A 22,310-nucleotide genomic window follows, 5' to 3' on the forward strand; every position below is an offset into this window, starting at 1 on the left:
TCACATCATGAAGCCATCGAATCGCCGGCAGATGAAGGTGAGTGTGATGTGCGTCGCCGGTCAGGATTGTCTGGCCGGCTCGCAGGGTGCGAGCGACCGCTCCGCGCTCAGGAGTCGCAGTCGGAGGTCTCAAGGGCCAGTGTGGCGAGGTGGCGGGCGATGCCGTTGGTGTCGGTGTCCTGTACGTTGCTGAGGACGACCACCGCGATGTCGTCGTCGGGGAGGTACATGTTGCTCGCGGCGTAGCCCTGGAGGAGGCCGGGGTGGTAGCGGAGGCGGTGGCCTTCGAGCCGGTCGACGAGCCAGCCGAAGGCGTACGCGGTGGAGGGAAGGTTGAGGCAGCCGGCGGAGGGGCACGGCGCCTGGGGCGTGAACGCCTGCTTGACGGTGGCGGGTGGCGCGACACGGTACGCGCCGAACGCCCGGTCCCAGCGGACGATGTCGTCGGCGTTGGAGTAGACGCCGGTCGCGGAGAAGGCCTGCGAGCCGTTGATCGGCGGGGCCGGCGATCCGACCGTGAAGTAGCCCTTCGCGTACCCGTCGGGCGGGTTTCCCCTGCTGTAGCCGGTGTGCCGGAGCTTCAGCGGGCCGGTGATCTCGTCGTGCAGTACGGCGCCGTACGGCCTGTGCGTCACCTTCTGGATGATCGCGCCGGCCAGGATGTAGCCGGAGTTGCTGTACTCCCAGCAGGTGCCGGGCTTGAAGTCCAGTGGCTTGTGCACGAACCGCTGGATGAGCCGCCGGGTCGTGGTCGGCTGGGAGAGCTTGCGATAGAAGCCGGGCAGTTGCTGGATGTCGGGGATGCCGGAGGTGTGGGTGAGGATCTCGCGGATCGTGATGGGCCGCCACGCCTTCGGGCAGGCTTCGAGGTAGGCCGGGACGAGGTACGGGCAGACGCGGTCGTCCAGGCCGAGCAGCCCCCGGTCGCGGAGCTTCAGCACGACCATCGAGGTGAACTGCTTGGTGACCGAGGCGATGCGGAAGACCGTGTCCGGGCGGATGGGGATGTGCCGCTCCTCGTCCGACTCGCCGGCGGCGAAACGCACCAGCACCCTCCCGCGCCGCACCACCAGCGCCGAGCCGGTGAACCGCTGTTTCGCCGCCAGATCGCTGAGGTACTCCCGCATCTCCGCGGTGATCTGATCGTCCTGCCGCGCCGGCGCCGCGTTCCGGGTGGCCGTGTGATCGGCGCCGCCGGTCACGACGGCGCCTCCGGCGGCCACGGCGTCGGCGGGAGTGGCCGCGGGGACGGCCGCGCCGGTGAGCGCGGCGCCGAGCACTAGCGATATGACAACGTCACGGCACCTGGGCATTTTCTCCCCTGAACGTCTGCTGCCCCGAAATATCGGCACTTCTTCGGGCGCGGGGAGTTCCGTTCGAGAACGCCCTGACGGGCCATTCTTATAGGGGCTTGCCGGTGTCCCTGGGAGCCACAAAGGGTGATCGACGCCTTTTTCCTCCCGCATATCTCTTTGTTAGCACTGCGGCGTGGTGTCAGTCTCCGGTGAACTTGGGCCGGCGACCCTCGCGTACCGAGGCGAAGCCCTCGCGGAGGTCCTTCGTGCCGAACATGAGCTGGTAACCCCGGCGTTCCAGGGCGATTCCGGCCTCGAAGGAGGTGTCCAGGCCGAGGCGTACGACCTCTTTGATCTGCCGTACGGCCAGGCGCGGGCGGGACGCGATCAGCGCGGCCAGCTCCACGGCGCGGTCGATGGCGTCGCCCTCGACCACCTCGGAGACGTAGCCGAGGCGGTGGGCGTCGGCCGCGCTCATGGGCGTGCCGGTGAGCAGGGCGTACAGCGCGTTCTGCCGCCCGATGGTCCGGGGCAGCCGCTGGGTCGCGCCGCCGCCGGGCACCAGGCCGATGGTGACCTCGGTCTGGGCGAAGCGCGCGTTCTCCGCGGCGATCACGAAGTCGCACTGGAGGATGAACTCGTTGCCGCCGCCGAACGCGTCGCCGTTCACGGCGGCGATCACCGGCTTGGCGCTGTACCAGAACGCCTGGTGGGTGTAGGCGCGGATCGCGCCGACCACGTCGCGTTCGGCCTGTTCGCTCAGGTCGGCGCCGACGGCGAAGACGGTGTCGCCGCCGGTCAGGACGATCGCGCCGATGTCGTCGTCGGTGTTGAGCGTGTCGATGGCCTCGGCGAGCAGCTCGCGTACCTCGGTGTTGAGCGCGTTCCGCACCTCCGGCCGGTTGAGCCGGACGATCGCGACGCCGTCGCGGGGCTTTTCGATCTCGACAACTGCCATGGGTGGTCCTGGCCTTTCGGTACGCCCGGGCGGGGGCGGCGGGCGTCAGTGATGGGACTCGAAGGTGTCCATGTTCGGGTTGTTCCTGAGCTTTCCGAAGATCTCGGAGCCGTCGTTGATCCAGTGCGGGGACCGCGGCGTCCCGGTGGCGCCGTCGAGGTCGGCGACGCCGATGTAGCAGACCATGAACCAGATCAGCTCCGCCGCGAACATCTCCGGGTGCTCCCGCGGAATCCGCCCGCCCACCCGCCGGGTCCACTCGGCCATGGCCGTGTCCAGGTCGACGCGGAAGCCGAGGGTGGTGTCCGGTAGGTCCGTGTCATGAAATGTCACTAGAAGCCGGTCTTTGCCGTCCTCGACGGTGTAGTCCACCCCTTCGAAGGTGAACGCCGGCCAGAAGGACCGGTCGTGGAGGTACTCGTCCTCGGCCGGCGCGTGAGAGGCACGCCGGTTGGTGCGGTACCGGTCGCTCAGCAGCGACCACATGTGGTCGCGGATCACCTCGGGCAGCGCGGCGCCGCCGTTCGCGTGCCCCGTGCCGTCCCCGGCGGGATCGACGTTCACCGTGCGTACACCCCCTGGGTGGTCGTTCCTTCCGACTGGATGCGCGCCTTCATCCGCATCACCGCGCGCGGCGTGTTGACCCCCGCGGCGGCGACGACCCGGCCCTCCCGGAAGTAGGTCACGAACGGGTACCCGTCCGCCCCGGTCCTCTCGACGCGGACCTCGTCGTGGCCGTGCGCGTGGCCGACCATCTGGTACTTGAGCCCGTACTGGTCGGACCAGAAGTACGGCACGTCCGCGAAGGGCGCGGGCTCGCGGCCCTCCCGCCCGGCCGACCAGCTCTCGACGGCGTGCCGGGCCTGCGCCGACGCGTTGCTCCAGTGCTCCACCCGCATCCGGCGCCCGAACACCGGGTGCCTCCAGTTGGCGACGTCCCCGGCCGCCAAGATGTTCGGCCGCGCGGTGCGCAGCGCCGCGTCGCAACCGAGACCGTCGGAGAGGTCGAGCCCCGAGCCGTCCAGCCAGTCGCAGGAGGTCACCGCGCCGAGCCCGAGGACGACCAGCTCCGCCGAGGTCTGTTCGCCGTCGTCGTAGGTCAGCACGACCGGGTCATGTGGCCCGGCCGCGGTCAGGCCGGTGACGGTCGTGCGCAGCCGGGCGGTGACGCCGTGGGCGTGGTGCCGGTCCAGGCAGAACCGCCCGAGCTCGGCGCCGAACACCGGCTCCATCGGCAGCCGTCCCTGCACGACCAGTTCGACGGGCAGCCCGCAGGACCGCAACGAGGCGGCCATCTCGCTGCCGACCAGCCCCGCGCCGACGACCACCGTGCGGGGCCGCCCGGCCAGCCGCTCCTTGATCCGTTCGGCGTCGGCGAGGGTGCGCAGGCAGTGGACGCCGGGCAGTCCCGCGAACGCCGCGGGGACGCGGGCGCGCATCCCGGTGCAGACGAACAGGGCGTCGAAGGCGATCCATTCCTCCCCGGAGTCCGCCGTACGCGTGACCAGCACGCGGTCGGCGTCCGGGTCGAGCCGCGCGCACACCGCGTGGTCCAGGACGCGCAGCCGCAGGCCGTACCGCTCCGGGATCGGCAGGCGGATCGCGTCCCGGGTGACCTTGCCCTGGATGAGCTCCTTGGACAGGGCGGGCCGGGAGTACGGGGCCGTGCCCTCGGGGCCCCGTACCCAGACGACGTCGCCGGTGAAGCCGCGCCGGTCGAGTTCGGCGACCACGGTGTGGCCGGCGAGGGAGCCGCCGGCCACCACGATGGTCTGTGAGGTGTCGCCGGCCACGCTCATTCCACCAGGGTCAGGGCGAGGACGGGGCAGGAGGTGACCGACTGCCGGACCTGGGCGTGGACGTCCGGGTCGTCGGGGATCTCGTCGGTGACGTGCAGGGTCAGGTCGTCGTCGACGTCGAAGACGTCGGGGGCGATCCCCATGCACACGCCGTTGCCGTCGCACAGGTTGCGGTCAACAGTGATCTTCATGTCGTGTCCTCACGCGAAGGGATGTCTCGGCGTCAGAGGGCGGCCGGGGTCTCCAGGCCGCCGTCGACCAGGTCCACGTAGTCCTGGTAGCGCTTCAGCAGCCACTGGTTGAACTGGAGGAGCGACTCCTCCTGGAACGAGTAGCGGCCGGGACGGCGGAAACGGGAGCGCATGCCCTTCTGCAGGGAGAGGTCCGAGCTGGCGTCCTGCTGGTGGAAGAGGACGAGACCGTCCTGAGCGATCTTGTAGAGCTGTTCGAAGCGGGGGTGCTTGGTGGACTCCTCCGGATACAGGTGGCCGATGCGCAGGTTCATGTGCTCGGGCCCGGCCGGCAGGACGAGGTAGTAGAACAGGCCCTCCGGCACCGCTCCGAAGCCCAGGTTCGGCGGGATCGAGGCGAAGATGACCTGGTTGCGCTCCTTCTCGCCGAGCGTCGGGATGACCGGGAGCAGGGCCTTGGTGGTCGGGTTGAAACCGGCGTCGGGGTGATAGAAGCCGGTCGGGTGGTAGATCGCGCCCTCGTCGGGGCCGATGTCGACGAAGCTGGTCAGCCTGACGTGCGCGAAGTCGTGCAGCATGCCGTGGAGGTAGGCGCTGTGGTACGGCTCGATGCCGTTCTCCAGCTGGGACTTCCAGTTCCAGTTGTTGCCGCGCAGCTCGGCCACCGGCATGCTCACCATGTCGCCGATGTGGTAGTTCTCCAGTTCGGCGGTCAGCTTGGTGAGCGTGGGCGCGAGGGGCTTCGCGTCCGGGTCGAGGTTGGTGAAGACGAAGCCGTTCCAGATCTCGACCCGGTGCGAGGGCAGGTACGCCTCTCCCTTCAGGTTCTTGAGGCCGATGGTGTCGTTCATGGAGGGCGCCGCGATGAGGTTTCCGTCCAGTCCGTAGGTCCAGGCGTGGAACGGGCAGCGGAACAGCCTGCCGGTGTTCCCCGATCCCTCGCACACCAGGTGGGCCCGGTGCGCGCAGACCGGGGTGAGCACCCGGATCTCCATGTCCTTGCCGCGGACCATCATCAAGGGCTCGTCGCCCATGTCGACGCGGACGAAGTCTCCCGGCTTCGGGATCTCGTCGACGCGGCCGAGGCACAGCCACTGCCGCATGAAGATGGACTCCTGCTCGAAGGCGTAGAACTCCGGATCGACATAGCACTCGCGGGGAAGGTTCCAGCCGGTGGCCATGTCGCGGGAGCCCTCTTCGATGACCTTGAGGATCCGCCGGAGGTTCGCTGAAACGGGCGCCTGACCCATGATCGTGGTGCTCCTTAGGGGTACTGCGTTATCTGTGCGGTGACGCCGGGGGGCGCGAGAGTCAGCCGGTGCCGTCCACGACGGGTGTCCGGGGGCTCTCATGGGCGTCGGCGCTCGGGACGGCCTCGGCCGCCGGTGGGTCCTCGCGGACCAGCAGGTGGTTGAAGAGCAGGTTGAGCAGCAGCGCCACGAGCACGGTGGCCGTGATGGCGCTGCCGAGGATGAACTGCGCGTCCTGGTGGAAGTTCTGGTAGATGGCGGGCACCACGACCGGCAGCATGCCGACGCCGAGGGCGACGGCGACGATCAGCAGGTTCTGGTTGCCCTCGAAGTCCACCTTCTGCAGCATCTGGATGCCCACGGCCGCCGTCATCGCGAACATCACCAGGCCGGCGCCGCCGATCACGGGACCGGGCAGGCCGGCGACGAGCTCGCCGAGCTTGGGGATGGCTCCCATGATCAGCAGAAGCAGGCCGGTGACCGTGATGACGTAACGACTCTTGATCTTGGTGAGGCTGATCAGGCCGACGTTCTGCCCGAACGTGGAGTCCGGCACGGAGTTCATGAACCCGGCGAGCAGGGCGGAGAGGCCGTCGGTGGCCAGTCCCCTGGCCATGTCCTTGTCGGTGACCTTCTTGCCGACGGCGTCCCCGATGGCGAGGACGCACGCGGTCATCTCGCTGAAGACCACCACCATGGCCACGCACATCGCGATGATCGGGACGATCCGGAACTCGGGCGCCCCGAACTGCAGGGGCGTGGAGAAGCCGAACCACTTGGCGCCGCCCACGGACGAGAAGTCGGCGAGGCCCATGAACCAGGAGATCACGGCCCCGAGCGCGAGGCCGAAGAGCACCGAGATGTTGCGGACGAACCCCTTGAACAGGCGGTTCACCAGCACGATGATCGCCACGACGGCGAACGCCAGCAGGATGTACCGCACGCTCGCGTAGGTCGGCGCGGCCGGGTCGGAGCCGATGATCAGGTCGGCGCTCACCTTGATCAGCGAGAGCCCGATGATCGTGATCACGCAGCCGGTGACCAGGGTCGGGAAGAACCGCAGCACCTTGGAGAACGGCCGGGCGATCAGTATCCCGAACACGCCGGCCGCGATCATCGAGCCGTACATGGTCGGCAGGCCGTACTCGGAGCCGATCAGGATCATCGGGGTGAGGAAGGTGAACGAGGCGCCCGCGACCACCGGCATCCGGATGCCGAAGAAGCGGGTCAGCCCGAGGCTCTGGATGATGGTCGCGATTCCGGCCACCAGCAGGTCGGCGTTGACGATCAATGCGATGGTGTGCGTGTCGAGTTTCAGCACCGCGCCGAGCACGAGCGGAACGGCCACACAGCCCGCGTACATGATCAGCATGTGTTGCAGGCCGAAGAAGAACAACTGGGGGATGGGCAGCACTTCGTCGACCGGGTGGCGACGGGAAGCCGCTGACTGGGGTGCGCGGACGGTAGGTGACACGACGGTCTCCTGGGCACTGAGCGGAAACGCGCCCTGGTCCCTCCGGCGGCGTCGACGCGGGCCATGATCCGGAGCTATGGGCGGACGTGTGTCGATTCCTGCGCGTGCAGGAATCCTCGCTGATCCGACGGTCGAGGTTGCCGTCGAGAGCCGTGAAAGAGGGGGATCCGGTACTGCGGTATATGGAGATTAAGGGCGCCCTATATCACTGTCAACGGCTTGTTTCCCTGCCGTTCGCTGCTTAGGATCCTGTATACCGTATCCCCGCTGACCCACCGTCAGACACCCATTCCCCCTCACCGAGCGGAGGCATCGTGCGGCCGACCGCGCGGCGGATAGGCATGATCACCCCGTCGTCCAACACCGTTGTGGAGCCCGTGACCGGAGCACTGCTGGACACCCGGCAGGACGTCTCGGTCCACTTCACGCGGCTCCGGGTGACGAGCATCAGCCTCGATCCCGCCGACACCCGCCAGTTCGGGCAGGACTCCTTCGTCGAGGCGTCCCGGCTCCTCGGTGACGCCCGCGTCGACGTCGTCGCCTGGAACGGCACCTCGGGCTCGTGGCTCGGTCCCGACCGGGACGAGCGCCTGTGCCGTGCCATGGCGCGGGCCGCGGGCACGCCCGCGACGACCTCGACGCTGGCCATCCTCACGGCGCTGCGCACCCGGGCGGTCCGGCGCCTCGGCCTGCTCACGCCGTACACGCCGGACGTCGGCGCGGCCATCGCCGCGCACTACGCCGGCCAGGGCTTCCCCGTCCACGTGGCGCGCCACTTCGGCCGTACCACCAACTACGACTTCGCGCTGATCACGGACGCGGAGCTCGACGACGCCTTCGGCGGGCTCGCCGCCGCCGGCTGCGACGCCGTCGCGGTGGTGTGCACCAACGTGCGTGCCGCGCACCTCGCCGCCGGATGGGAGAGCCGGACCGGCGTCCTGGTGGTCGACAGCGTCGCGGCGACGCTGTGGCACGCCCTCGGACTGGCCGGGGACACGACACCGATCACCGGGTACGGCGGGCTGCTCGCCCGCCCGCCCGCGGCCCTCACGCAGAGATGAGAAACCCCATGGCCAAGGACATAAAGATCCTCATCGGCGTGGACGTCGACGCCGTCGCCGGCTGGCTCGGCTCCTACGGCGGCGAGGACTCGCCCAACGACATCCAGCGGGGCGTGTTCGCCGGCGAGGTGGGCACCCCGCGCCTGCTCCAGCTCTTCGAGCGGTACGGCCTGCGCAGCACCTGGTTCATCCCGGGCCACTCCATCGAGACCTTCCCCGCCGAGATGGCGGCCGTCGCCGAGAAGGGGCACGAGATCGGGGCGCACGGCTACTCCCACGAGAACCCCATCGACATGTCCCGGGAGCAGGAACGCGACGTGCTGGGCCGCTGCGTCGAGCTGATCCGGCGGCTGTGGGGACGCCCGCCACGCGGCTACGTCGCCCCCTGGTGGGAGATGAGCCGCAATACCACCGACCTCCTCAAGGAGTACGGCTTCTCCTACGGCCACTCGCAGAACTACAACGACTTCCACCCCTTCTACGCCCGCGTGGGCGACGAATGGACGAAGATCGACTACAGCCGCCGCGCCGACGACTGGATGAAACCCCTCCGGCACGGCGACGAGGTGGACCTCGTGGAGTTCTGCGGCAACTGGTACGTCGACGACCTGCCGCCGATGATGTTCGTCAAGAAGTCCCCCAACAGCCACGGCTTCGTCAGCCCCCGCGACGTCGAACAGCTCTGGCGCGACCAGTTCGACTGGGTCTACCGCGAACTCGACTACGCGGTGTTCCCCATGACGCTGCACCCCGACGTGTCCGGGCGGCCGCAGGTGTTGCTGATGCTGGAACGGCTCTTCGAGAGCTGGCTCGACCTGCCCGGCGTCGAGTTCACCACCTTCGACGCGGCGGCCGACGACTTCCGGCGGCGCTATCCTTTCGAGGGCGCCGAGCGGCCGGCGCCGGTCGGGAGCGGTCCTGGACCGAGGCGGACCACCGGGGAGACGGCCCTGTGAGCAGGCAGGCTGACGCGCCGAGTTTCGACATCGACGCCGACTACAAGCCCCTCAGGGACCGGGTCCGCGACGAGCTGCGCCAGCGCATCATCGACGACGTGTACCCGGCCGGCACACGGCTCGTCGAGACCGAGCTCGCGGCCCAGCTCGGGGTCTCGCGGCTGCCGGTGCGCGAGGCGATCCGGGCGCTGGAGACCGAGGGGTTCGTCAGGACGATCCCCCGCCGGGGCGCGGTCGTGGTGGAACTGTCCGCCGAGGACGTCGAGGAGCTGTTCGACGTGCGGGAGGCGCTGGAGGTCCTGGCCAGCCAGCAGGCGGCGACCCGGGCCACCAAGGCCGAGCTGCGGCGCGTCCGCGGCATCCTCGACCGTGGCCGCAAGGCGCTCGACGCCGGGGACCGCATCGCCCTCGGCAAGGCCAACGAGGCCTTCCACGACGAGATCCTGAAGCTGTCCCACAACACCCTGCTCCAGGCCGTGCTGGAACCGCTGCAGGGGCGGCTCCACTGGCTGCTGCGCCAGACCGGCGACCCGTACGACCTGTTCGAGGAGCACGCCGCGTGGTTCGAGGCGATCGCCTCGGGCGCGGCCGACCTCGCCGCCGAGCGTGCCCGCAGGCATGCCCGGCTGAACCGCGAGATCGTGCGGAACCTCCTGGCCGAGCGGCAGCACCGCGCCCCTTCCGCCTAGCGGACACCCAGGCGTCCGCGCCTCGCCCTCTCCCACGGCGGACGGGTCGTTCCCGCCGTGTCCCCACCCACCGTCATCTCGCGCTGCCGCGCTGCCCTTTTCCCCCGGGAGCTCCACCATGTCCGACGCCACGCAGCAGACCCTCGACGCCCTCGACGGCACCGCCGTCCATCTGCGCCACGTCCGCAAGGCGCGCGACGCCACCGACCAGGTCGGGCCGCGGCGCTTCCTGCACGCCGGGCCGCCGATCGAGCTCGCCGCCGTCCCCGGGCCCATGCGGGGCGCCATCATCGCGGGCCTGCTGCTGGAACGCGAGGCCGCCTCCGCCGCCGAGGCCGAGGCGATCATCGACCGCGGCGAGGTGAGCATCAGCCCGTGTCACGACGCCGGCGCGGTCGGGGCGATGGCCGGGATCATCACGCCGGACACCCCCGTCGTGGTCGCCGAGACCCCCGGCGGCATCCGGACGTTCTCCCCGCTCAACGAGGGCATCGGCGGCGCCATGCGCTACGGGTCGTACGACGAGGTGACGCTGGCCCGGCTGCGGTGGCTCGGTGACGTGCTCGCCCCGGCCCTCGACGAGGCCGTGCGGCGCTCCGACCCCCTCGACCTGCCGGCCCTGGTGGCCGAGGGGCTGCGGCGGGGCGACGACTGCCACAACCGGCTGGTCGCGACCACCGCGGCCCTGCTCGCCGCGCTCATCCCAGGCCTGCTGCGCAGCCGCTTCGACCGCGAGGACATCGCGAAGGTGGTCGCGTTCATCGCCGGAAACGGGCACTTCGCCCTGCCCTTCGCGATCTCGGCCGCCAAGGCGGTCACGCTCGCGGCGAGCGGTGTCCCCGGTAGCCCGGTCGTCACGGCCATGGCGAGCAACGGGCGGGAGTTCGGCATCCGCGTCAGCGGGCTCGGCGACCGCTGGTTCACCGTGCCCGCGCCGGTCGGCGACCCGGTCCTGGTGGAGGGGGCCACCCTCGACGACGTCACGCCGACCATGGGCGACTCGATGATCGCGGAGACGGCCGGCTTCGGCGCCTTCGCGATGACCGCGGCGCCCGCGATCATGTCCTTCGTCGGCGGCGACGCGGCGCGGGCCCACGAGATCACCCGGCGCATGCGGACCGTCTGCGCCGGGACCAGCGAACGCTTCCTCATCCCCGGCGAGGACTTCCGCGGCACGCCGCTCGGCATCGACGTGCACAAGGTGCGCGCCACCGGCGTCGAACCCGTCATCAACAACGGCCTCGCGCACCGCGAGCCGGGACGCGGCCGGGTCGGCGCGGGGATCACCCCGATCCCGGTGGAGCCGTTCGCCGCGGCCAGCAGGGCGCTGGAGGAAGAAGGCCACGCCGGACGGGCCGCCGCCACCGAGGGGGCGCACGCGTGAGCGGCACCGGCATCCCCGCCTTCACGCCCGCCGATCTCGCCGCCGTCGCCGCCCGGTGGGGACTCGACCCCGACCTGGTGGGCCGGCTCGGCCCCGCGCTGGACCGGATGCGGGACGCCTACGGCCGCGTGCGCGACCTGGCGACCGAGGGGCGCGCCCCCGAGCCCCCGCCCGTCGCGGTCACCCGCGTCCCGCGCGGCCCGGACAATCCCTACGGAGCCTGGCTCTACCGGGTGGACGACCCCGGGCGGCACGGAACCGGGCCGCTCGCCGGGCGGACGGTGACCGTCAAGGAGTCGATCGCGGTGCGCGGCGTGCCGATGACCCTGGGCAGCCGCCTCATGGCCGATTTCGTCCCCGGGTCCGACGCGGCGGTCGTCGGCCGGCTGCGGGACGCCGGCGCCGTCATCGCCGGCACGTCGGTCTGCGAGGACCTGTGCTACTCCGGGTCCAGCTTCACCAGCGCGCACGGCCCCGTCGGCAATCCCTGGGACCCGCGCCGCGCGGCCGGAGGGTCCTCCAGCGGGGCCGCGGTCCTGGTGGCCACCGGGCAGGCCGACTACGGCATCGGCACCGACCACGGCGGCTCGGTCCGCAACCCCGCCGCCTGGTGCGGCGTCTTCGGCCTCAAACCGACGTACGGCATCGTCGGGTACGACGGCGCGATGCCCACCGAGCGCACGCTGGACCACATCGGCGTGCTCACCCGCGCCGCCGCCGACCTCGTCCCCTTCCTGGAGGCCGCCGCCACGCCCCCCACGGCGCGCGATTCGCACGCCGACGGGTACGCCCGCGCGGTCACCGGGCTGCGCGCCGGCGTCCTCGCCGAGGGATTCGGCTGGCCGGACCGCTCCGACCCGCGCGTGGACGGCGTGGTCCGCGAGTCGGCGTGGGCGCTGGAACGGCTGGGGCTGACCGTGTCCGAGGTGTCGGTGCCGCTGCACCGGCACGGGAGGGACGTCCACCTGCCCATCTCGATCGAGGGCGGCCTCACCACCGTCTTCGAGTCCCGTCTCCAGGGCAACAACCACTTCGGGCCCTACCACCCGAACTTCGGGGAGACCTTCGGCCGGGCGCTCGCCCGCAGCCCCGAGGACATCCCGGTCGGCGGGGTGCTGGCGCTCGTCGGCGCCACGCTGCTGCGCGACGCCACCCACGGCAAGGTCATGGCGTACGCGCAGCAGGTGCGGGCGCGGCTGCGCGACCAGGTGGACCACGCGTTGCGCGCGGTGGACCTGCTCGTCCTGCCTGCCGTCCCGATGCCGCCGCACCCGCTCCCGGCCGACCCGCGCGCGGCGGTCATCGACACCGACCTCCCCTTCGAGATGCACGACAACAACTGCGTGTTCAACCTCACCGGGCACCCCGCGCTCAGCGTTCCCTGCGGGTTCGTGGACGGGCTGCCGGTCGGCATGCTCCTGGTCGGACGGCCCGGCACGGACGCGCGCCTGGCCCGTGTCGCGGCCGAGTTCGAGGAGCGCGTCTTCCGCTGCCCGCCACCACCGCACGACCTGCCCGAGGCGCAGGACGAACTTCCCGTCGCGAGGAGCGGACGATGACCGCGCTGAACGTCTTCGGCGAGCCGCTCCGGCCGTGCGGCTTCGACCCGATCACCGGATACCGCCGGGACGGCTATTGCCACACCGGCCCGGACAACCCCAAAGGGCACACGGTCTGCGCGATCGTCGACGAAGGCTTCATCGCCTTCCAGACCACGGTGGACAACGACATCGCGACGCCCCGGCCCGACCTCGCCTTCCCCGGGCTCAAGCCCGGCGACCACTGGTGCGTCATCGCGTCGAAGTGGTACGAGGCGTACCTGGCGGGCCGCGCCTGCCCGGTGAACCTCGCGGCGACCGACATCCGGGCGCTGGAGGTGATCCCGCGCGAGGCGCTGATGGAGTACGGGGTGGACCTGCGGGCGGGCGACGGCGGGGACACCGCGCGGTGAGCCGCTGGGACGCGCTGCGCGCCTACTCGGCCCTGCCCGCCACCACCGGTCCCTGGTTCCTCGCGGTCACGCTGGTCGGCCGCGTTCCCGCGAGCATGGGGCAGCTCGGCGCGCTGCTGCTGGTCAGCGGGGCCACGGGCTCCCTGGCGCTCGGCGGCGCCACGGCCTCGGCCTTCGCCGTGGGGCAGGCGGCCGGCGGGCCGCTCGTCGGGCGGGCGGCGGACCGCTATGGGCACCGGCCGGCCGGGCTGGCCGCGGCGCTGCTGCACACGGCGGCCCTCGTCCTGCTGGTGGTGTGCGTCGCGCGGGACGCGCCCACGGGGGCGGCGCTGCTGTCGTCCGCGGTCGCGGGCTTCTCGGTGCCGCAGGTCGGCCCGCTGTCCCGGGCCCGCTGGACCGCGCTGGCCCACCACGGACGGCTGCCCATGGCGCGTTTCCCGGCGGCGATGAGCTTCGAGGGGACCGGGGACGAGTTCGCGTTCGTTCTCGGTCCCGCGCTGGTCGGCGTCATCGCGTCGGCGACCTCGCCTCCGGTGGCGGTGCTCGTGGCCGCCGGGCTCACGGTCACGACGTGCGTGGCGTTCGCCCTGCATCCCACGGCCGCCGCGGTCGCCCGGGGCCGGGGCAGGGACGCGGGCGCCGCGGCCCCGGTGCTGCGCGTCCCGGTGTTCCTGCTCGCCGCCGGGCTGACCGGCCTCGGGTGCTACTTCGGCGCGGTGCAGGCCGGCGTCACCTGGCGCGCGGTCGACGCCGGCGCCGACGGGGCGGCCGGGCTGATCTACGCGGTGCTCGGGCTGAGCAGCGCCCTCGCCGGCGTGCTCGTGCCGATGCTGCCCGCGTCCTTCCCGCTCGCCCGCCGGCTCCAGGCGGGTTTCGTGCTGCTCGCCGTCCTCACCCTGCCTCTCGCGATCGTCGGCGGGTTGCAGGCCGGCGGGCTGTGGCCGCTCGGCCTGCTGATCGTGCTGCCCGGCGTCACGATCGCGCCGATCCTCGTCACCGCCTACACCCAGGCGGAGATGACGGTGCCCGTGGCGAGGATCTCGTGGGTCATGACGCTGCTCACCTCCGCCGTCGTCGTCGGCTACGCGATCGGCGCCCTGCTGTCCGGCACGCTCGCCGACCGGTACGGCCCCCTCGCGGCCTTCCTGATCGCGCTCGGCGCGGCCGGCGTGGGCATCACGGCCAGCGGCCTCGGGCGGCGCCGGCTGGCGGCACTACGCCCTAACGGAATGGCGCCCCACGAACGGAATCCTGCGGAAATTTCCTGATCTTTCGTGATAGGACGGCCCAAGGGAAATTCGGTTCGGCCGGGCGCTTCGCGGTGGCACGCCCGTGGTGGCCGCTTGTCGCGCCGCCGGTCACGGGGCCGTCGACGGGGATGTTCCGACGGGTGTCGCACGGGGGCCGGCCGACGACGATTGGAGCACTGTGCGACCTAAGTACTCCCTGCTCGCGGCCGTCTTGGTCGCGGTGGTGGCGCTGTTACCCGCCACCACCGCCGCGAGCGCGGACACCCGTGACGAGGCGTCGGGGGACGCGGGGAAGGGCCGGATCTCCTGGGCGCCCTGCGAGGAGGAGCCGGCCGCCGAGTGCGGCACGCTGGCCGTCCCCATCGACTGGGACCGGCCGGGCGGGCCGACCGTCGACCTGGCCCTCGCCCGCCGCAAGGCCACCGATCCCGCGGCGCGGATCGGATCTCTGGTGATCAACCCCGGAGGCCCCGGCGGGTCCGGTGTCGAGTTCGCCTACAACGCGCCGGGCTTCTTCACCGAGGAGATCCAGCGGCGGTTCGACCTCGTCGGGTTCGACCCCCGGGGCGTGGCGCGCAGCCACCCGGTCATCTGCTCGGCGTCGGTGTACAACCAGATGCCGTACGCGATCATGAAGAGCCAGGCGGACTTCGACAGGTGGACCGCCTATTCCAAGAGGCTGCGCCAGGACTGCCGGGCCCGCACCGGCCCGCTGTACGACCACGTCGACTCGGTCGACGTCGCCCGCGACATGGACGCGATCCGCGCCGCGCTCGGAGAGGAGAAGCTCACCTACTACGGGGTCTCCTACGGCACGCTGATCGGCCAGATGTACGCCGAACTGTTCCCGCACCGCGTCCGGGCCCTGGCTCTGGACAGCAACATGGACCACAGCCTCGGCGTGAAGGCGTTCCTCGACACCGAGGCGGCCGCCGTCGAGGACTCCTTCGACGAGTTCGCCGGCTGGTGCGACCAGGAGCCGAACTGCGCCCTGCACGGCCAGGACGTGCGGGTCGTGTGGGAGCGGCTGCTGGCCAAGGCGCGCGAGGGCGAGCTGTACTACCCGGGGGTCCCTGACCGTCCGATGACCGAGGTGCAGGTCCTGTGGCAGGGCGTGCTCGGCACCGAGGGGCCCGCCTGGCAGCTGCTGAGCGAGATGCTGCGCTACCTGGACGGCGGGCCGCCGTCGTCGTGGCTGCCTCCGCTGCCCGGCCGGCAGCCGGTGGAGGGGGACGTCGCCCAGCTTCCCACCGCCGTCCTGTGCGAGGACTACAACCTGCGGGTGCGGAACTACAAGGAGTACGCCGCGCTGCTGCGGAGCAACGCCCGCCTGGCCCCCGACATGCGCCTGAACCCGATGCCGATCGAGGACCTGCCCGTCTGCCTCGGCCACCCGACGAGCAACCCGCAACACCGCCTGCGGTACACGGGCAGCGCTCCGCTGCTGCTCGGCACCTCCATCCACGACCCCTCCACGCCGTACGCCTGGACCACCGAGGTGGCCCGCCAGCTCGGCCCCAAGGCGAGACTGCTCACCTACGAGGGCTGGGGGCACCGCATCTACGGCAAGGAGGAGTGCGCCACGGTGCCCATCGACGACTACCTGATCTCGCTGACCGTGCCCCCGCGCGGCTTCCGCTGTCCCGTAGGCGGCGGAGCCGGTCCCGCGCTGCGGCAGCGGCCCGAGGCGTGGCCGACGGACGGGCTCCCGTGGGCCGCTCCGTCCGTTCCGGGGCCGTCGGCGCCGAAGACGTCCGGCTGAGCGCCTAGCGGACGGCGCCGCGTGCGCCCGCGTCAGGAACCGGCGACGCGGCGCACGCGGCGCCGGACCGCGGCCAGCGCCTCAAGGGCCTGTTCCCGCCAGTGGGGCGAGCCGATCCGGCCCGCGACGTCGGCGGCCGTCGCGTAGTGTTCCGCGGCGCGGGCGGGATCGTCCAGGAACTCCGCCAGCCGCCCGAGCGTGAGGCCCGCGGGACCGAGGGTTATCGCGGAGGTGTGCAGGCCGATCATGTCCTCCCGGGCGGGGAGGAGCAGGCGGTAGCACTCCTCGGCGACCTCGCGGGAGCCGAGGGCCATCGCGTTGCCCGCGCGCAGCGCCAGGTTGATCCTCAGGAAGATGTCCCGCCGCGGCCCGCGGTGCGCCGGCCAGGCGGACCGGGCCTCGTCCAGGCGCCCGGCGGCGACCAGCGCGCTGACGTGGAACTCGTCGATCGCCCCCGGCACGCGGTCGCGGACGGCGGCGAACTCGGCCACCGACTCGTGGGCACGGCCGCACGCCAGGCGTGCCGCCAGCTTGCTCATGCTCGCGAAGACGGCGGCGTTCGGGCTTCCGGCCTCGTCCATCCGGTCGCCGAGGACCGTGTAGGCCGCCTCGGCGCGCTCGAACTCGCCGTCCAGCAGGAGGCGCAGGGCGTCGAGGTAGGCGATGGCGACCAGCGCGAGGCCGAGCTGGCCGTTCGTGGAGTACTCGACGGCCCGCGCGGCGTGCCGCTGGGCCGTGGCCCAGTCGTTGCGCCCGAGCGCGACGTTGCACAGGGCGTAGTGCCCGAGTGTCTGGTAGCCCAGCAGGCCGCCGCGCGCGGAGGTCTCCAGCAGCTCGTGCCCGAGCGCCTCCAGTTCGTCCCCGTGGCCGGGTACGAACGCCACCCAGTAGCGCGCGTTGAGCGCCAGGCACAGCAACCGGGGATCGCCGACGCCGCGGGCGATCTCGACGGCCTCGGCGCTCGCGGCCTCCGTCACCTCGTCGTCGTGGCCCACCAGTTCCTGGGCCAGCGCGGCGAGCAGCCGGCAGCGCAGTTCGCCGGTCGCGGCGGGCAGGCGGCTCCTGAGCGATTCGACCAGGTCGGCGTCGAACCCGAAGTCGGCCTGCGAGATCCAGATCACGGGCGCGTCGTTGGCCACCGCGGCGCGGGCGATCGCCGCGGGGTCGCCGAGCGACCGGGCGATCTCCAGCGCCCGCCGGCGGTTGACCGCCGCCCGCACGAGGTCGCCCGCGCTCGCCTGCGCGGAGACCAGGCGGCACAGCAGGTCCAGCCGGGTGCCGTCCGCGGGTTCCGCGCCGAGGTCGAGGGCTCCGAGGGCGTTCTCCAGCAGGGTGGCCGCTTCCTTGTGCGCGTAGACGGCCGAGGCCTGGGCCGCGGCGCGCCGTGCGTACCGCGCGGCCTCGACGGCGGTGGCCGGCGTGGCGGCGGCCAGCGCGTGGTAGCCGAGCGCGCCGAGGTCGCCCGGTCGCACCCGCTCCAGCGCGGTGAGGACCTTGGCGTGCAGCCGGACGCGGCGAAGCCGGGGAATGTCCTCGTAGAGGGTCTCGCGGACCAGGACGTGCGTGAAGCGGACCCGGCCGGGGCTCGGCTCGGTGAGCAGCCCGGCGACCACGCCCGCCTCAAGGCCGTCGAGCACGGCCTCCTCGTCGGCGTCCTGGACGGCGATCAGCACGTCGGCGTCGGCGTCCCTGCCCATGACGGCGGCGTTGCGCAGGGTCGTCCGCGCCGTCGCGGGCAGGCGCGCGATCCTCCTGCGGATGAGATCGCGCACCCCGGGGGGCAGTGAATGGGCGGCCGAGGCTCCTTCGGTCGCGAGCAGCCGGGCGGTCTCGGCCACGAACAGCGGATTGCCACCGGTCCGCTCGGTGACCGTACGGACGGTTCCCGGGTCGGCCGCCACGCCGGACCGTTCCAGCAGCAGGCGGCGGACCTCGTCCTCGCCGAGCCCGCGCAGGGCCACGTTCTCCGCCGTCTGGACGGTGAGGGCGGCCCGCGTCGCCACCAGGTCCTCGCCGTCCTCGGACGACCGGTGCGTCAGGACCACCAGGACCGGGGTGTTCGCCAGCCGGGCGGCCAGGTGACGCAGCAACTGGAGGGTCGCGTCGTCGGCGCGGTGCACGTCCTCCAGCACCAGCAGCAGCGGCCCCGGCACGTTCTCCAGGTAGTCGCCCACCGCCTGGGCCAGCCAGAACCGGCCGGCCTGCGCGGAGTCCTCCCGCAGGAGGGGCGTGAGCCGTGCCTCGACGCCGGGGGCCGGGGGGTGGACGGCGAACAGGCCGCGCAGCACCTCGCTCCACGCCCACGCGGGCGGCACCCCGCCGAGCGTCTCGGGGCACCGGCCGACCGCGACCTGCCAGCCGTCGTCGTCCAGCCGCCGCAGCAGGGCGTCGGCCAGTGTGCTCTTGCCCGCGCCCGGATCTCCGCCGAGCCATGCCACCCGGAAACCGCGTCCGGCCTGCTCGGCGGCGGAGACGAGCCGGGCGAGCTCCGCCGTCCTGCCGATCATCTGGGACGGCGGCGCGGCCGGGGGCGCGGCGGGACGGATCGGCACGGTGAGCCTGGGCACGTCGAGGGCGTCGCTGTGCGCGAGGATGTCGGCTTCGAGGGCTCTCAGGGCGGGGCCCGGGTCCACGCCGAGCTCGTCGGCGAGGGTGGTCCGGGTCCTGCGGAGCGCCGCCAGGGCGTCGGCCTGCCGTCCCGAGCGGTAGTAGGCGAGAGCGAGCAGCCGTACCGCGTTCTCGCGCAGCGGATGGGCGGCGACCTGGCGTTCCAGCTCGGGCACGACCTCCGCGTGAGAGCCGAGCGCGAGCCCGGCCTCCGCGCGGCACTCGGCTGCGATGATCTTCAGCTCGCGCAGCCGTGCCGCCTCGGGGGCCGCCCACTCCTCGTCGGCGAACTCGGCGAAGGCGGGTCCCCTCCACAGCGACAGGGCGTCGTCGATGACCTGCACGGCGCTGGCCGGGCTTCCCCCGTTGAGCGCCGCCACCGCCGCGTCCACGAGCTTGGGGAACCGCCAGGCGTCGACGTGGTCGGGGTCGAGCCGCAGCAGGTAGCCGGGCGGGGCGCTCACCAGGACGGTGGCCGGGGTCCGCGGCGCCCGGTCCGGCTCCAGGACGCGGCGGAGGTTGGAGATGTAGACCTGCAGCGCGGCCAGCGCCTTCGGCGGGGGCTGGCCCTGCCACAGATCGTCGATGAACCGGTCCGTCGAGACCACGTGCCCGCCGGCGCAGACGAGTCTCGCGATCACCGCCCGCTGCAGCGGCGCGCCCAGTTCGACCGGGCGGCCCTCGACCTCGGCCTGGAACTGCCCGAGCACCCGCAAATGCACCATTTCCCGAGAAGCATAGAGTTCGCCGCTCTCATCGGTACATAGGGGAGGGAAGGCCGCCGAGCCGCCCGAGACATGGTCTACGGCCGGAGCGCGGTCACCGTGAGCAGGTCCAGTCCATGCGGATGAGCTCGGCCACCGCCGGGCGGGTGCTGGGCGGGTAGCTGCTGGCGAACGTCACGTACACCTGCTGCGGGTTCCCGACGGGCTCCACGACGGCGACGCCCGCGCCGCCCGCGAGCTCGGGCGACGCGTAGTACGTGTACGTGCCGCCCTGGTTGGCCATCCCCGTGTCGAAGTAGGGGTAGGCCGAGAGGCAGTTCATCTGGGTGGTGAGCGGCTTCGGGTCGTTCGACCGCACCATGGTGTTGTTCCACCTCTGGTACGTGGTCGGGGTCGCCGAGCAACCGTAGGTCGCCGTCACCGTCGCTTCCTCGGCGTTCGTGTTCGCCGCCGTCATGACCCAGCCGTCGCCGCCCGCGGCCCGCCCGATCTTCTTCGTCACCGTCACCCCCGGGCCGTACTCCGCACGGAACCCGCTCCGCACCAGATAGGGAGCGCCGGCGGGGCACGTCCGGGCGACGGTCACGGTCGCGCCGGGAGCGACGGGGAAAGCGTGCGTCACCTGCGTGTCGGCGGCCGACGCCGACGGTGCGGCGAAGACCAGGCCGGCGACGGCGAGCGCGGTCGCGGTCGCGCTGAGGGCGGCTTTTCTGGACATTGTGGTGTTCCTCCTTGGAAGTGCGCCGGATGCGAGTTCAAGAGTGTCCGGCGGCACTTCGCGACGACTTAGGAGGGACTTGGTGAGAACCGGCGGTCGGCATGGTCCGTGCCGTCGGCGTCGGCGCGTCCCAGGCGTCCGGGCCACCAGGCGCGGGGCCCGAGGTTTCGTACCAGGGCCGGGACCAGCAGGGATCGGACGACCAGGGTGTCGAGGAGCACGCCGAACGCGACGATGAAGGCCGTCTGCACGAGGAAGGCCAGGGGGATCACCACCAGCGCGGCGAAGGTGGCGGCGAGCACGACGCCCGCCGAGGTGATCACGCCGCCGGTGGTGACCAGCCCGCGCAGGATGCCCTCCCGCGCCCCGTGACGCGCGGTCTCCTCCCGCACCCGGGACATGAGGAAGATGTTGTAGTCCACGCCGAGCGCGACGAGGAAGACGAAGCCGTACAGCGGCACGGACGCGTCGCTGCCGGTGAAGCCGAACACGTGCGTGAAGACCAGCGTGGAGACGCCAAGGGTGGCCAGGAAGTTCAGCGCCACGGTCAGCACCAGGAGCACGGGCGCGGTCAGCGAGCGCAGCAGGACGACGAGGATCAGCAGGATGATCCCGAGGACCACCGGGACGATGCGATAGGTGTCCTTCTTCGCGGTCTCCGTCGTGTCGTACCGCTGGGCGCTGTAGCCGCCGACCATGACGCCCTTCTCGGCGGCGAGCGCGGCCCGCAGCCGCTTGACCGTGTCCTGGGCGGCGTCGCCGTCGGGGGCGTCGCTCAGGGTCGCCTCCACCAGGACGAGCCCGTCGACGACCTTGGGGGTGTCGCCGGGGCGTCCGCTCCGGCTCGCCGGCGCGGCGCCGGACACGCCCTTGACGCGCCGGGCCGTCTCCGTGACGGCCGCCGCGCGGGCGGCGGGGGCGACGATGACCGCGGGCTGGCCCGAGCCGCCGGGGAAGTGCTCGCTCAGCGCCGCCTGGGCCGCCACCGACGGCGCGTCGTTGACGAAGGTCTCGTCCAGCGGGACGCCTCTGGCGTTGAGCTGCGGCGCGAACAGGGCGAGGCCGACCAGCGGGAGGATCGTCGCGATCCACAGCCGTCGCGGGTGGCGGTCGACGAGGCCGGCCACGCGGCCCCAGATGCCGTGTCCTTCGGCGTCGGCCGGACGCGGCTTCGCCGGCCAGAGCGCCGCCCGTCCCAGCAGGACGAGCACCGCGGGAAGGAAGGTGAGCGCGCTGAGCGCGGCGCACACGATGCCGATGGCGCCCACCGGGCCGAGCGCGCGGTTGTTGGTCAGGCTGCTGAGCAGCAGCGCGAGCAGGCCGAGTGCCACGGTGGCGGCGCTGGCGACGATCGGCTCGAACGAGCGCCGCAGCGCGACGCGGCCCGCGGCGAAACGGTCGGCGCCGGTGGCGAGTTCCTCGCGGAAGCGGGCGGTCAGCAGCAGCGCGTAGTCGGTGGCCGCGCCGATGACGAGGATGAACAGGATGCCCTGCACCTGGCCGTCCACCCGGACGACGCCGTGGTCGGCGAGGAAGTACACGACCGCGCAGGCCAGGCCCAGCGCGAAGACGGCCCCGATGATGATGATCAGGGGCAGCAGCACGCTCCGGTACACCGCCAGCAGGATGATCAGGACGGCGAGCAGGGCCACGCCGAGCAGTAGGCCGTCGATCCCGGCGAAGGCGTCGGACAGGTCGACCCGCGTGGCCGCCGGTCCCGCGAGCCGAGCCCGCAGGCCGTCGACCGCGACCGCGCCGCCGATGCGCTCCAGGGCCTCCCCGAGGGAGCCTTCGACGTCGGAGCCGAGCTGCACCACGCCCTGCAGTGCCCGGCCGTCGTCGGACGCGATGGCGGGCGAGGGGGTGCCGGCGACGCCCGCCGTGCCGCGCAGCGCGGCCAGGGCGCGGGTCGCCGCGGCGGTCTGCTCCGGGGTGACGGCGCCGCGGTCGGCGGTCCACACCACGATGAGCGGCTGCGTCTCACCCTCGCGGAACCGTTCCTGGACGTGCAGGACGCGTGTCGACTCCGCGCTCTGAGGCAGGAAGGCGGCCTGGTCGTTGGTGGACACCTCGGTGAGCTTGCCGGCGAACGGTCCGAGCCCGCCGCCGACGGCCAGCCAGACCAGCACCAACAGGGCGGGGACGAGCAGGCGGACAGATCGCCGTGCCATGAGAGACGCCTTTCGGTCACCCTATGTAACTCAATGATTGAGATACTCAATGATTGAGTTAATGTAGCA

The 22,310-nt window shown here is 72.1% G+C and carries 18 protein-coding genes; 8 read left to right on the forward strand and 10 right to left on the reverse strand.

From position 1 onward, the window contains the following. Window positions 1-107: 107 nt before the first annotated feature. The 7 genes from BJ982_RS09145 to BJ982_RS09175 all read right to left on the reverse strand — a co-directional run bounded on the left by BJ982_RS09145 (window position 108) and on the right by BJ982_RS09175 (window position 6,907). Window positions 108-1,280, reverse strand: coding sequence for a serine hydrolase domain-containing protein (locus BJ982_RS09145; protein ID WP_184878354.1), 1,173 nt, complete (start codon window positions 1,278-1,280; stop codon window positions 108-110). A gap of 214 nt (window positions 1,281-1,494) precedes the next feature. After that, window positions 1,495-2,253 carry an enoyl-CoA hydratase-related protein gene (locus tag BJ982_RS09150; RefSeq protein ID WP_184878356.1) on the reverse strand — a complete coding sequence of 253 codons (759 nt, stop codon included), beginning with the start codon at window positions 2,251-2,253 and terminating at the stop codon, window positions 1,495-1,497. Window positions 2,254-2,298: 45 nt separating this feature from the next. Then, complete coding sequence (locus tag BJ982_RS09155; protein ID WP_184878358.1) at window positions 2,299-2,817, reverse strand: hypothetical protein; 519 nt, start codon at window positions 2,815-2,817, stop codon at window positions 2,299-2,301. Further along, a complete protein-coding gene (locus BJ982_RS09160) occupies window positions 2,814-4,052 on the reverse strand; it encodes an NAD(P)/FAD-dependent oxidoreductase (RefSeq protein WP_184878360.1) in 1,239 nt (412 codons plus the stop codon). The genes BJ982_RS09155 and BJ982_RS09160 overlap by 4 nt, the downstream gene beginning before the upstream one ends. Next, window positions 4,049-4,243, reverse strand: a complete 195-nt coding sequence (locus BJ982_RS09165; protein ID WP_184878362.1) for a ferredoxin — start codon at window positions 4,241-4,243, stop codon at window positions 4,049-4,051. The genes BJ982_RS09160 and BJ982_RS09165 overlap by 4 nt, the downstream gene beginning before the upstream one ends. Window positions 4,244-4,275: 32 nt before the next feature. Next, window positions 4,276-5,493, reverse strand: a complete 1,218-nt coding sequence (locus tag BJ982_RS09170; protein WP_184878364.1) for an aromatic ring-hydroxylating oxygenase subunit alpha — start codon at window positions 5,491-5,493, stop codon at window positions 4,276-4,278. A 61-nt stretch (window positions 5,494-5,554) separates the two neighbouring features. After that, a complete protein-coding gene (locus tag BJ982_RS09175) occupies window positions 5,555-6,907 on the reverse strand; it encodes a nucleobase:cation symporter-2 family protein (RefSeq protein WP_221482291.1) in 1,353 nt (450 codons plus the stop codon). Window positions 6,908-7,281: 374 nt separating this feature from the next. Here BJ982_RS09175 and BJ982_RS09180 point away from each other — a divergent pair, with 374 nt between their 5' ends. The 8 genes from BJ982_RS09180 (at window position 7,282) to BJ982_RS09215 (ending at window position 16,020) form a co-directional block, all read left to right on the forward strand. Further along, complete coding sequence (locus BJ982_RS09180) at window positions 7,282-8,028, forward strand: maleate cis-trans isomerase family protein (protein ID WP_203959344.1); 747 nt, start codon at window positions 7,282-7,284, stop codon at window positions 8,026-8,028. Between the two features lie 8 nt (window positions 8,029-8,036). Beyond that, window positions 8,037-8,984 (forward strand): polysaccharide deacetylase family protein, encoded by a 948-nt coding sequence (locus BJ982_RS09185; protein ID WP_184878366.1) that lies wholly within the window; start codon window positions 8,037-8,039, stop codon window positions 8,982-8,984. Next, entirely contained in the window at window positions 8,981-9,673 is a 693-nt protein-coding gene (locus BJ982_RS40320; RefSeq protein WP_203959345.1) for a GntR family transcriptional regulator, read from the forward strand. The genes BJ982_RS09185 and BJ982_RS40320 overlap by 4 nt, the downstream gene beginning before the upstream one ends. 118 nt (window positions 9,674-9,791) lie before the next feature. Continuing rightward, window positions 9,792-11,057 (forward strand): YlbE family protein, encoded by a 1,266-nt coding sequence (locus BJ982_RS09195; RefSeq protein WP_184878369.1) that lies wholly within the window; start codon window positions 9,792-9,794, stop codon window positions 11,055-11,057. Beyond that, window positions 11,054-12,616 carry an amidase family protein gene (locus BJ982_RS09200; protein ID WP_184878371.1) on the forward strand — a complete coding sequence of 521 codons (1,563 nt, stop codon included), beginning with the start codon at window positions 11,054-11,056 and terminating at the stop codon, window positions 12,614-12,616. The genes BJ982_RS09195 and BJ982_RS09200 overlap by 4 nt, the downstream gene beginning before the upstream one ends. Beyond that, the gene (locus BJ982_RS09205; protein ID WP_184878374.1) at window positions 12,613-13,008 is read left to right on the forward strand and encodes a DUF2237 family protein; all 396 of its coding nucleotides are present in this window, start codon (window positions 12,613-12,615) and stop codon (window positions 13,006-13,008) included. Before BJ982_RS09200 ends, BJ982_RS09205 begins: the two co-directional genes overlap by 4 nt. Beyond that, on the forward strand, window positions 13,005-14,276 hold the full coding sequence (locus tag BJ982_RS09210; protein ID WP_184878377.1) for an MFS transporter: 1,272 nt from the start codon (window positions 13,005-13,007) through the stop codon (window positions 14,274-14,276). The genes BJ982_RS09205 and BJ982_RS09210 overlap by 4 nt, the downstream gene beginning before the upstream one ends. Before the next feature lie 160 nt (window positions 14,277-14,436). Further along, entirely contained in the window at window positions 14,437-16,020 is a 1,584-nt protein-coding gene (locus BJ982_RS09215; protein ID WP_184878379.1) for an alpha/beta fold hydrolase, read from the forward strand. Between the two features lie 32 nt (window positions 16,021-16,052). Here BJ982_RS09215 and BJ982_RS09220 read toward each other — a convergent pair whose 3' ends face one another. The 3 genes from BJ982_RS09220 to BJ982_RS09230 all read right to left on the reverse strand — a co-directional run bounded on the left by BJ982_RS09220 (window position 16,053) and on the right by BJ982_RS09230 (window position 22,241). Next, entirely contained in the window at window positions 16,053-19,352 is a 3,300-nt protein-coding gene (locus tag BJ982_RS09220; RefSeq protein ID WP_184878381.1) for an ATP-binding protein, read from the reverse strand. A gap of 94 nt (window positions 19,353-19,446) precedes the next feature. Beyond that, entirely contained in the window at window positions 19,447-20,070 is a 624-nt protein-coding gene (locus tag BJ982_RS09225) for a hypothetical protein (RefSeq protein WP_184878383.1), read from the reverse strand. Between the two features lie 68 nt (window positions 20,071-20,138). Further along, complete coding sequence (locus BJ982_RS09230) at window positions 20,139-22,241, reverse strand: MMPL family transporter (protein ID WP_184878386.1); 2,103 nt, start codon at window positions 22,239-22,241, stop codon at window positions 20,139-20,141. Between the last annotated feature and the right edge of the window lie 69 nt (window positions 22,242-22,310).

Source organism: Sphaerisporangium siamense, assembly GCF_014205275.1.
GTDB classification, from domain to species: domain Bacteria; phylum Actinomycetota; class Actinomycetes; order Streptosporangiales; family Streptosporangiaceae; genus Sphaerisporangium; species Sphaerisporangium siamense.